This window comes from Kitasatospora sp. NPDC028961 (assembly GCF_055564815.1).
Genome location: NZ_JBVHVO010000013.1, coordinates 85,778 through 97,277, shown reverse-complemented (window position 1 = coordinate 97,277; position 11,500 = coordinate 85,778). Strand labels below are relative to the sequence as shown.

Sequence of the window (11,500 nt, the reverse complement as noted above, 5' to 3'; positions counted from 1 at the left end):
CAGGAAAACCCAACAGTGTCCCCTGGCAAACAAACCGCAACAACAACCACCCCCCCCCCCCCCCCCCCCCCCCCCCCCCCCCCCCCCCCCCCCCCCCCCCCCCCCCGGGACCGTCCACGGTCACTCCGGGTCGTGCTCAGCCGCGCGCGGGGTTCACCACGGCCGGGGCGGCCGCGGCCGCCCGGTGCCGGCCTCACCGGCGACCGCCTCCTGCCCGGAGACCTCGGCAGCCCGCTCGGCATGCACGCCGTGGTCGGCCGGGCCGGCCTGCGTCGTCCACCGGGGGGTGGTGCCCGCCCCGCCCCGGCTCCCGGTCGGTACGCCCCGCACGGCCTCATGCCCGAGCGGCACCGCCGGGGAGGCCTGCTGGGCCGCCGGCCGGCCCGTCTCACCGCGCCACACCGCTCCCCGGGCGGCCTCGTACCCGGCGGGCATCCCCGGCCGAACCAGTTCCGCCACCTCGGCGTCCCACACCGCGGGCGGCTCCCACTCCGCCGACGACTCCCACACCGCGGGCACCGCCCGCTCCACCGGAACCGCGCGCTCGGCAGGCACCGCCCGCTCGGCGGGCTGCCCCGGCCCCAGGTTGCGCATCGCCTTCTGCGGACCGGTCGCCCCGCTGACGGGCTCGCGCCCCGCCAACACCTCCTGGAGGGCGGCCGGTTCGACCGAAGCCTTCTCGTCCGCCCGCCAACGGGCCGGCACGGCCCGGGTCGCCGCCTGTCCCAGCTCCTGCCCCAGCACCTGCCCCTGACCGCTCTTCCGGCGGATCGCGGGGACCTCCCCGGGACCGAGCTCGGACAGCGGAACCGGGACGCGCTCCCAGCCTTCCGGCACGGGTGGGAGCGACTGCCACGGGTCGTGCGCCACGGCGGGCTCCCCGCCGGCAACCGCCTGATCCGCACCCCGCCCGGAAGGAGCCGCCGGACCGCGCCCCCACCCGGCCGACGCCGTGCCGACGCCCTCCTGCCCGACGCCGTGCCCACGGCCCTGCTCGACCCCGTGCCCGCTGCCCCGCTCGCTGCCCTGCCCGCTGCCGCGCCCGTCCTCACTCGCGGTCCGGTACCCCAACCGGTCGGTCCCCGCGAGCGTGGCCGTGCCCGGATAGGGGTCCGCGGAGGTGCGGACCACCGGGGTCGCCGCCGGGATCGGCGCCGAAGCCGGCTCCTCCTGCGGCGCCGCCGCGTCCAGGCAGACCAGCCGCAGCGTGAAGTTGCGCTCGGTCGGGTCGCCGTCGACCCAGTCCACGTCCTTGCTCCGCACCACCCGGGACCGCAGGCCGCCGTCCGATGCCTGCAACGGCCCGGGCAGCACCCGGACGTTGGGCCGCCACCCGAGGCCGGGGGCGTAGTGCTCCAGGTGCAGCTCCCACTCCTGCGCCGGGACCTCCAGCGACGCCCCCACCCGGCCCGGCAGCACCACCGCGCCGTACGGGGTGCGCACCACCGCCCGCTGGTCGAAGGCGGCGTCCTTGCCGATCACCGTGATCCGCCATGCTCCGTCCATCCGCAGCACGGGTGTCCTCCCCAGGTCGGTGGGTGCGGGACCGGCCGACCCCGCACCTCGCTCGACGGCTCGCCGGACGCCGGTGGTTCACCGGACGAGGCCGGGCCCCCGCACGTCCACCGGACGAGACCGGGGCCCACCGGACGGCGCCGGGCGTCCGCGGCTTCACCGGGGCGCGACCGCGACGCCCGGGGGTTCAGGGCCGCCGCGGCCGACCGGCCCTCAGGCGGTGCGTCGGCGGTGCTGGAGCCGGGCCGCGACCAGGACGCCGCCGCCGAGCAGCAGGGCGCCGCCGCCGACGCCCGCGATCAGCGCCGAACCGCCGCCGCCACCGGTGTGCGCGAGGTCCGTACCGACGGGCACCGCCGTGACGGACGGCGAGGCCGAGGGGCTCGGGGAGGCGGCGGGCGAGGACGACTGGGACGCCGTGGGCGTCGGACGGTCGGACGGCTTGGTACTGGGCGGCGGCGTGACCGGCCGGCTCGGCGTCCCGCTGGGCGTCGGGCTCGCCGACCCGCTGGGCGTCCGGCTCGGGGTCGGCGTCACCGAGCCCGTCGGCGTGGGCGTGGCCGTGCGGCTCGGGGTCGTGCTGGGAGCCGGGGTGGTCGGCGCGGGGGTGGTCGGCGTTGCCGTCGGCGTGGGCGTGGGTGTGGTGGTCGGCGTCGGCGTGACGCAGAGCGGCACGTCCGCGATCCGCTTCTCCACCTGGGTGTCGGCCAGGCGGTAGCGCCAGGTGTCCCCCTGACCGGTGTAGCCGACGGTGACCTTCACCGACCCGTGGGCGGCCACCGTGCCGTGGTACTTCTCGTCGCTGCCGACCCGGGTCAGCGTGTACTCCCCGGCGGCGCGGTAGTTGTTGCCCAGGACCAGCTCGACGTGGGCCGCGTCGGTGCGGCAACCGACGCTCAGCGAGGCGTCGGCCGGCTGCCAGGCCATCGCCGTCCCCGAACCCGCGGCGGCGAGGGCCGCGACGGCGCTTCCGGTCACCAGGGCCGCTCGAACGTGCTTCATCACTGCTCTCCTTCGGGTCCCGCAGGACGTGTCGCCCTGGGCCGGCGGCCGCACGGCCCCCCTGTCGTCTACGGCGGCACGGCGGGCTCCGGTTCACCGCCCGGAGGTGGATCCGGGAGCCGGCGGGAAGCCCGGACAGGCCGCTGAACTGCGGCGCGTCGGCGATCCGTAGAGCGAAGTGGACCGTGTGACCGCAGCCCGCGCCAGGAGGAGAACAATGACCGCCGGCCCCGACACCGCGTACCGCCCCGCACCGGCGGCGGCTCTCGACGCCTTCGGCACCGTCCTGCTGCCGCGGCTCGCCCCCGCCCCCTGCCCCGCCACCGCGTCGCCGGCACCGCTGCCCGTCGCGCACCCCGCGCCGCGGCCCACGGTGCCCCCGCCCGTGCCGCGGTTCGCTCCCCCGCAGCCCACCCTGCCCCCGCCCGCCCCGCGCCCCCTTCCGGAGCAGCGCCGCAGCGTGCTGGACGTGCTGCGCACCGGGGAGCGCCGTGGCCGCGAGCAGCTGCGGCTCATCCGCTCGCCGCTGCACGGCAGCTGCCGGATCGCCGTGATCAGCGCCACCGGCAACGTCGGCAAGACCTCGCTGGTGCGCGCCCTCGGAGCGATGCTCGCCACCGAACGCGGCGAGCCGGTGGCCGCGGTGGACGCGGGGGCGCCGTACCCGAACTCGCCGGTCCGGCCGGCCGGTCCGCCGTCCCGGGTCGGCATCACCGAGCTCGCGGCGGCGCTGCGCGGCGGCGGCCCGGCGGCCGTCGACCCCCGGCCGTACCTCTCCCCGACCCCGAGCGGGCTGGCCGTCCTGGCCGGCCCGGCGTACCCCGCGGTGGGCCGGCCGCTCGACGAGGGCGACTACCGCGCCGTCCTGGCGGCGCTCGCCGAGCGGTACCCGCTCACGCTGACCGACGCGGGCGCGGGGCTGCTCGACGGCCCGATGCGCGGCGTGCTCGACCTGGCCGACCAGCTGGTCCTCGTCACCACGCCGAGCGTGGACGGCGCGGGCCGTGCCACCGCGACCCTCGACCTGCTGCACGCCCACGGGTACGGGGAGCTCGCCGAACGCTCCGTCACCGCGATCTCGGCGGTCCGCGGCGCCGGGCGCCCGGTCCACCCGGCGGATCTGCGGGCGTACTTCGGCACCCGCTGCCGGGGCGTGGTGGAGGTGCCGTTCGACGAGCACCTCGCCGCTGCCGCGGAGTCCGAGCCGGGTCGGCTCGGCCACCGCACCCGCCGGGCGGTCCGCGAGCTGGCCGCGCTGATCGGCGACGAGCTGTGGCGGGCGGGCCGACCCACCGGCTGGTGAGCCCACCGGCGGCCGATCCGCACCTCGCCGCCCCGACCCGCCGACCGGTGAGCCCGCCGACGGCGCCCCGCCGCCCCCGGCTGCCCCTCCCACCTGCCCCCGAACGCCCACTCCCCCCCCCCGGAGCTGCCCGAAAGACCCGCCCGTTCGGGCAGAAGACCGTGCCCCGACGTGCATACCTGGTATGCCCGGCCACTCCCCTGCCGGACGCCTGCCGACCGGCGGCCGGCCCGGGCGGCACCCCGCCACCAGCGGCCTGACCGCCCGCTCGGGCCCCAGTACGCGGCCCCGACCAGCCGCTACGCCCGGAGCCTGCGGACCCCGCCGACGCCCGACGGCCCGCCCCACCGGCCGTGGACATGGCACGAGCGCGTCAGGTAGACCTGTCCACCCGGCCTCCCCGGAGGCCGCCGGCGCCCGCAACCACCTGATTGACCGTCAGTGAATTCCTCACGAACGGCGGTCGTACGCCGGGCGCCGGAGCGCCGTTCGAGCCGCCGGTGACGGCCGGTGGCGGCCTGAGCCGGGATGCTTCGCCGACGTACCGCCGTCCGCCGGGCGGCCCGGACCGCTCGTCGGGCGTGGCTAGACTGCGGCCGAGATGTGGACGGAAAGCTGAGACGATCCGCTTCTACCTGGGGGGATCCGTGTTCATTCGACTGCTGGGGCCGGTGGAACTGCGGGCCGCCGACGGTCGCGCCGTCGAACCGGCCGGCCCCAAGCGGTGCGCCGTCCTGGCCCTGCTGGCGCTCGAACTCGGCCGCACCGTCCCGGTCGAGCGGCTCTTCGAGCTGCTCTGGGGCGAGGCCCCGCCCGCCCGGGCCCGGGCCGCCGTACAGGGGCACATCGCCGCGCTGCGCAAGCAGATCGCCGACTCCCCCTTCACCCTGCTGACCCGCGCACCCGGTTACCGCCTCGACGGCCCGGCCGAGCTGGTGGACGCGCTGCTCTTCGAGCGGCTCACCGCGCTGGCCGCCGGGGAGTGCGCCCCCGGGAGCGACGAGGCCGCCGTCAAGCTGCTGCGCGAGGCCCTGGACCTCTGGCACGGCGGCACGGCCCTGGCCAACCTGCCCGAGACCGGTCTGCGGCACGCCGTCGCCGACCGGCTCGACCGGCGCCGCACCCGCGCGCTGGAGTGCTGGGCCGAGCGCCTGCTGCGGCTCGGCCGGGGCGCCGACGCCGTCACCGACCTCGACCGGGCCGCCGAGGCCGACGGCCTCCACGAGCCGCTGGCCGCCCTGCTGGTCCGCTGCCTCCACCAGGCGGGCCGCTTCGCCGACGCGCTCACCGCCTACCACCGCACCCGGCGCCGGCTCGCCGAGGAGCTGGGCCTCGCGCCGGGCCGCGCCCTGCAGTCGGCCGTGGACGACATGCTCACCGCCGACCCGGAGCCGACCCCTGCCGCACCCGCTGCGCCCGCCGCGCCGCCCGTACCGGTCGACCCGGTCGACCCGCCGGACCCCCGCCCGGCTGTGAACCAACTCCCCCGCGCGGCAGCACGGTTCGTCGGCCGCGCGGCCGAGCAGCGCTGGCTGGACGCCGAGTGCGCCGGACCGCACGGCGGCGGCAGCCTCGCCGTCGTGACCGGCCCGGCCGGCGCGGGCAAGACCGCGACCGTGGTCCAGTGGGCGCACGCCGCGGCCGGCGCCTTCCCCGACGGCCTGCTCTTCGCCGACCTGAACGGCTTCGGCCCGGGCCACCGCACCGGCCCGGTCGAGGTGCTGGGCAGGTTCCTCCGCGCTCTCGGCGTCGAGGAGCGCGAGCTGCCGGAGGACCGCTACGCCCGGGCCGCGCTCTACCGGGCGCTGACCGGCCGGCGCCGGCTGCTGGTCGTCCTGGACAACGCCGGTGACGCCGAGGACCTCGCGGACCTGCTGCCGGCCGGGCCCGACTGCGCCACCGTGATCACCAGCCGCAGCTCCCTGGAGGACGTGGTGGTCACCGAGGGGGCCGCCCTGCTGCGGCTCGGCGCGCTGCCGGCCGAGGACGCGCTGGGCCTGCTGGAGCACCTGCTGACCCCGGCCCGGGTCCGGGCCGAGCCGGAGGCCTCGGCCAAGGTCGCCGAGCTCTGCGACCGCCTGCCGCTCGCGCTGCGGATCGCCGCGGCCCGGCTGGCCGCCCAGCCGGGCTGGGCGATCGCCGACCTCGTGCCCGAACTCGCCGACGAGCGCACCCGGCTGCAGACCCTGGACACCCAGGGCGCGATCAGCGTGCGCAGCGCGCTGGGCCTGACGGTCCGCCGGCTCTCGGCCACCGCCGTCCACCTGCTCGCCCTGCTCGCCGCGCACCCGGGCCCGGAGACCGACGCCCACGCGGCCGCCGCCCTGCTGGCCACCGACACCGCCGAGGCCCGGCGGGCGCTCGGCTCGCTGGCCGCCCACCACCTGCTCACCGAGGACACCCCGGGCCGCTACCGCCGGCACGACCTGATCCGCCTCTACGGCGCCGAACTCCTCGACGAGCGGCCGGCGTCGGAGCGCGCCGGTGCCACCCTGGCACTGGTGGACCACTTCCTGGCGGCCGCCGCGCACGGCGCGGGGCTGCTCCAGCCCGGCCTCGACCCGTTCGGTCCGCCGCCGCCCGGTCCGGCCCGGCCGCGGCTGCCCGACGTGCGCGCCGCGCTGGACTGGTTCCGCGCCGAGGAGCCCACCATCCGCGGCCTGGTCACCTCGGCGGCCGACCTCGGCGACCACCGGCGCGCCTGGCGGCTGGCCTACCTGGCCAACTGCCTCTACTACGGCGCCGGCCGCCGGACGGACCGGCTGGCCTGCCTGCGCGCGGGGCTGGAGTCGGCCGTGCTGACCGGCGATCCGGCCGCCGTCGCCTCGATGGAGGCCTCCACGGCCCGCGCGCTGAGCGGCCTCGGGCGGGCCGAGGAGGCCCACCGGCTGGCCCTGCGAGCGGTCACCCGCACCGCGGACGCCGGGGGCGACGTCCATGTGCACGCCCTCACCGTGCTGGCGGTGGCCAGCGCGGCCCGCGGCGAGCACGCCGAGGCCGTCCGGCTGGGCGAGCGGGCGATCGCCCTGGCCGGCGCGCACGGCCTCGCGGAGCACGCGCCCTTCGCGTTCAGCAACACCGCCGCCCTGCACGGCTTCGCCGGGGACGCCGGGCAGGCCCTGCGCCGGGCCCGGGAGGCCCGGGCGCTGCTCGCGGAGCACCCGCAGGCGACGTACCACCTGTCCGCCATGGTCAACGAGGCGCACGCGCTCCAGCAGCTCCGCCGTCCGGCCGAGGCCGGACGGGCCTGGCGGGAGACCATGGAACGCTGTCGCGCCGCCGGCGCCGTCCATCTGGAGGCGGTGGCGGAGCGCCACTACGCCGACTTCCTGCTGGACGCCGACCGTCCGGTGGAGGCCGCCTCGCACCTGCGGTCCGCGCACTGCCTGTACGAGCGGCTCGGGGACGCCGGCGTCGCCCGGCAGCTGGAGCGCCGGCTGGCCACGCTGGCCGGCGCGGTCACCGTGGCGCCGTCCGCCCGGCGGGCGTTACCGGCCGCGTCCGGCGCCCGCCGGAGCCGGCCGCACGACCGCAGCAGCCCGTGCGGGGAGGTCCCGCGCCACCCGGAGGCCGGGGTGCGCCGGAGCACGGTGACGGTCCGGCGGGCCTGCCGGTCCGGCGACCACCACCGGGCCGCCGCCCGGCCGGGCCGGGTCTAGGACCGCCCGGGTCTAGGACGGCCCGGCGTCCCCGGCCAGCTCGGCGATCAGCTCCTGCACGCCGTCCTCGCCGAACCGGTGCAGCAGCATCGCCACCCACTCCACCACCTCGGCCCGCTCCAGCGGCGCCCACCCGGGCGCGGACGGGTGCTCGTCGACCACCAGCGCCTCGGCGACCAGGCGCAGCCCGTCCGGCACCGGCAGCAGCCGTGAGCCGTCCAGTCCGCGCAGGGCGAGCCGCCGGGCCACCGCCGCGACCTCCGCGCCGCCGGCCGGCGGCGCCGGTAGCCCGTGGCCGCACCCCGCTTCGCCCGTCGGCGCCTCCTCCCGGGGCTCCGCGGCCAACCAGGAGGCGATCAGCTCCCGGATCTCCGGCTCGTCCGCCATCTCCACCATGCCAGCAAGCATGCCAGCGCCTCGCTCGGTCATCATCACCGTCATGTGAACGAGAACGGCTGCCACCCCGTGCAGCGTTCAACTACGTCCGCGACCTGCGCCGGGACCACCTCGCCCGCCCCCGGCGCCGTGGCGGACCGACCGTCGGCCACCCGGCCCGGGCGGCAGTGGTCCGTACACACCCCGTCACCCGCCCGGGGCGTCCCGCGCGCCCCGGCGGGAGCGCCGCTACGCGCCGACCGTTCCGTCGATCGCCTCGCGCAGGAAGTCGGCGTGCCCGTTGTGCCGGGCGTACTCGTGGATCAGGTGCAGCATCACCAGCCGCAGCGACACGTCCGCGCCCCACTTCGGCATGTAGCCCGTGACGTCCAGCGACTCCGCCTCCCGCTCGATCCGCCGGGCGTGCTCGACCTCCGCCGTCCAGGCCGCGAACGCCTCGCCGCGGTCGGCGTCGGCCGCGTCGTACGCCACCTGGAAGTCGCCCTCCGGGGACCAGACGAGCGGGACGTCCTCCCGGCCGATCACCCGGCGGAACCACGTCCGCTCCACCTCGGCCATGTGCCGCACCAGCCCGAGCAGGCTCAGCGTGGACGGCGGGCTCGACAGCTGCTTCAACTGCTCCTCGGTCAGCCCCTCGCACTTCATCGCCAGGGTCGCCCGGTGGTAGTCCAGGAAGGCGCGCAGCATCTCGCGCTCGCCCCCGGTCAGCGGCGGAGCGACCCGTGCGTCGGTCGTCCCGGTGGTCGTGGTCGTAGTAGTCGCGGTCGTCGCGGTCGTCTCGGTCATCTCGGTCTCCCGGTCGGGTGGGTGTGGGCACCCCGGCCGGGCACCACTCCCATCCCAGGCCCATCCCGGCCCCGCTGTCCACCCGATATTCCCGTCCGCCCCGCACCGCGGGCCCGGCCCCGTCAACACGCCGTCACTCGCCGTACCTCCCAGGCCTCATTCGTCACGGTCCGCGTTCGTACGCCGACCGGTTTGGGTACGTACCTCGGCGCGCCCGAGGTCCGGGCGCCCGCCTCACGAGGAAGCCGAGCAGCGATGGACCAGAACCGCATTCCCGCGACCGTCCGACGGACGTACGGCGTCGACGACCTGAGTCAGGCCCCCAGCTTCGCGGGCGGATTCATCAACTTCGGCGACTGGAGCGGCATCGACACCGACGCGCCCACCCCGGAGGACCGCATCCGCAGCCAGGAGGAGCTGTACCGCCGGGTGCTGCGCACGTTCCCGGCCCCCACCGAGCGGCTGCGGCTGGCCGAGGTGGGCTGCGGCCGGGGCCTCGGCGCGGCCCTCGCGCTCTGCGAGTTCCGCTTCGCCGCGGTGACGGGCGTCGACATCCACCCGGACCAGGTCGAGCGCGCCCGCGCGGTCAACGCCCGCGCGCTGGCGACGTTCCCGGACCGCCTCGCCTACAGCCTGGGCGCGGCGGACGACCTGCCCTTCCCGGACGCCGCCCTGGACGGCCTCTACTCCGTGGAGGCGGCCCAGCACTTCCGTGAACTGACCGGCTTCGCCCGCGAGTCGGCCCGGGTGCTGCGCCCCGGCGGCCGGCTGGCCGTGACGACCTTCTTCAGCTCCGGCCCGGAGGTCGCCGAGCGGCTCAGCATCCTGCTCGGCAGCTTCGCCGAGGGCCTGGACGTCGCCCACCCGCTCGTCGCCTTCACCGACGACCTCACCCCCGCCGGCTTCACCGAGGTCACCACCGAGTCGATCGGCACCGCCGTCTGGCCCGGTCTGGACCGCTACCTGAAGGACACCGTGCCGCCCGGCCACTGGGCCCGCAACTTCCTCGCCGCCTGGCAGAGCGGCCTGCTCGACTACCACCTAGTCACCGCCACCCGCGTCTGACCGCACCGCACCGGGCGGCGCCCCCGGCCGAAATCCGAGGCTCGACGTGACCATGGCGGTGCGCCACACTCTTCCCTTGGCAACACACGCGCTCCCACCGCACCGACCGCCCCATGCCGAGGAGGCGACGCAGCCGCACCGCGCCGCTTCCACCACCGCACATCGGAGAGCACACGGTGACCACGAGTCAGCACCTGGAGATCGACTTCTCGTCCGGCAGATCCGGCACGGGACCGGCCACCTGGGGCCAGCAGGCCATCTGGGACGCCGTGGGCCGGCTGGCTCCGGCCGACGCGCCGCGCTACAACATCACGGCCTCCGCCCCGCTGGACCCGGGCCTGCCGGTGGCGGTCGTGCTGGGCGCCCTGGAGGGCCTGCTCCAGCTGCACGACTCGCTGCGCACCCGGCTCGTCGAGGACGACCGGGGGCGGCTGCGGCAGATCGTCGACCCGGCCGGCCGGCTGACCGTGCACACCCGCCGGTGCGACGGCGACGCGGCCGACCTCGCCGCGGTCGGCGCCGCCCTGCACGAGGAGTTGGCGGAGCTGCCCTTCGACTGCACCGCGCAGTGGCCGATACGCGTCGGCCTGGTCGAGACGGCCGGGCTGGTCCGGCACATGGCGCTCGTCCTCTCCCACACGGCGCTGGACGGCGCGGGCATGGGCCTGCTGGTGCTGGACCTCAGCGAGCTGGCGCAGGGCGCCTCGGTGGAAGCCATCAGCACCCTCCGCGGCGCCCAGCAACCGCTCGAAGAGGCGGAGTTCCAGACCTCCGCGCGCGGTCTGCGGCGCGATGTGAACGCCCGCGCCCATGTGGTGCGCAAGCTACGGCTGGGGCCGCCGCGGCTCTTCCCGCCCGCCGCGACCGACGCGCCGGAGCCCTTCCCGAACGCCGTGCTCAGCTCCCCGGCGCTGCTCCGGGCGGTCGACACGGTCGCGGCCGGCCACCGGGCGAGCACGTCCTCGGTGCTGCTCGCCGCGGTGGCGGTGATGACCGCGCGGCTCTCCGGCTCTCCGGACGCGGTGCTCCAGGTGATCGTCAACAACCGGTTCCTGCCCGGGCTGGCCTCCGCGGTGAGCCCGGTGGCCGGTGACGGCCTGTTCCATCTGCCGAACGCGGACGGCGAGTTCGGTGACGCCGTCCGCCGCACCCATGCCGCCTCGATCGCCACCTACCGGCACGCCTACTACAACAAGCGCCTGCTGGACGAGGAGATCGCCCGGCTGACCGCCGAGCACGGCCCGCTCGCCGACCGCTCCTGCGTCTTCAACGACACCCGCGACCTGCTCCCGTCGATGCTCGCCGCGCCCGACACCGAGCCCGAGCCCGACCCCGGGCCCGACCCCGAGCCCGGGTCCGACCACGACCCCGACCCCGGAGCCGGAGCGGGAGCCGGGGCGGCCGCCGCCGGCACCACCCTCACCTGGCCGGTCGAGTTCCCGCCGCGCCCCGGCCTCTCCTACGCCCTGGACGCGCTCCAGACCCCGGACGCGCTCCAGCTCGCGATGACGGCGGACAGCTCGGTGCTCCCCCGCCCCGCGATGGAGCGGTTCCTCTACGGCGTCGAGGCCCTGATCCTCAGCGAGGCCCGGGCGCTGGCCCCGGCCCTGGCCGTGCCCGCCTCCTGACCACCCGCGCCGCCGCCCCGCACGGGGGCCCGGCCGACCGCTCCACCGGTCGGCCGGGAGAGGGGGGTGCGAGGGGTTGCGTTCGGGGCGGGGGGGGTTCTTGGTCGTTTTTTCCTCACGCGGGCTCGTACGCTAGTAAACCGGTC

8 protein-coding genes are annotated in these 11,500 nt (G+C 77.3%); 4 read left to right on the top strand and 4 right to left on the bottom strand.

Going from position 1 to position 11,500, the window contains the following annotated elements; genetic code table 11:
* Window positions 1–153: 153 nt before the first annotated feature.
* Both ACZ4UX_RS22605 and ACZ4UX_RS22600 read right to left on the bottom strand, forming a co-directional pair.
* Window positions 154–1,515 carry a hypothetical protein gene (locus ACZ4UX_RS22605; RefSeq protein ID WP_465707953.1) on the bottom strand — a complete coding sequence of 454 codons (1,362 nt, stop codon included), beginning with the start codon at window positions 1,513–1,515 and terminating at the stop codon, window positions 154–156.
* Between the two features lie 213 nt (window positions 1,516–1,728).
* Entirely contained in the window at window positions 1,729–2,517 is a 789-nt protein-coding gene (locus ACZ4UX_RS22600; RefSeq protein ID WP_396486626.1) for a hypothetical protein, read from the bottom strand.
* Between the two features lie 217 nt (window positions 2,518–2,734).
* Between ACZ4UX_RS22600 and ACZ4UX_RS22595 the strand changes: the two genes are divergently transcribed.
* On the top strand, window positions 2,735–3,820 hold the full coding sequence (locus tag ACZ4UX_RS22595; protein ID WP_465707952.1) for a MinD/ParA family ATP-binding protein: 1,086 nt from the start codon (window positions 2,735–2,737) through the stop codon (window positions 3,818–3,820).
* Window positions 3,821–4,467: 647 nt separating this feature from the next.
* Complete coding sequence (locus ACZ4UX_RS22590) at window positions 4,468–7,479, top strand: AfsR/SARP family transcriptional regulator (RefSeq protein WP_465707951.1); 3,012 nt, start codon at window positions 4,468–4,470, stop codon at window positions 7,477–7,479.
* Between the two features lie 12 nt (window positions 7,480–7,491).
* Here ACZ4UX_RS22590 and ACZ4UX_RS22585 read toward each other — a convergent pair whose 3' ends face one another.
* Together ACZ4UX_RS22585 and ACZ4UX_RS22580 are read right to left on the bottom strand one after the other, a co-directional pair.
* On the bottom strand, window positions 7,492–7,875 hold the full coding sequence (locus ACZ4UX_RS22585; RefSeq protein WP_465707950.1) for a hypothetical protein: 384 nt from the start codon (window positions 7,873–7,875) through the stop codon (window positions 7,492–7,494).
* Between the two features lie 228 nt (window positions 7,876–8,103).
* Complete coding sequence (locus tag ACZ4UX_RS22580) at window positions 8,104–8,661, bottom strand: DinB family protein (protein WP_465707949.1); 558 nt, start codon at window positions 8,659–8,661, stop codon at window positions 8,104–8,106.
* Window positions 8,662–8,916: 255 nt separating this feature from the next.
* Between ACZ4UX_RS22580 and ACZ4UX_RS22575 the strand changes: the two genes are divergently transcribed.
* Together ACZ4UX_RS22575 and ACZ4UX_RS22570 are read left to right on the top strand one after the other, a co-directional pair.
* Window positions 8,917–9,726: a class I SAM-dependent methyltransferase gene (locus ACZ4UX_RS22575; protein WP_465707948.1), complete on the top strand. Its 810-nt coding sequence runs from the start codon at window positions 8,917–8,919 to the stop codon at window positions 9,724–9,726.
* A gap of 176 nt (window positions 9,727–9,902) precedes the next feature.
* Complete coding sequence (locus ACZ4UX_RS22570; protein ID WP_465707947.1) at window positions 9,903–11,354, top strand: condensation domain-containing protein; 1,452 nt, start codon at window positions 9,903–9,905, stop codon at window positions 11,352–11,354.
* Window positions 11,355–11,500 lie beyond the last annotated feature (146 nt).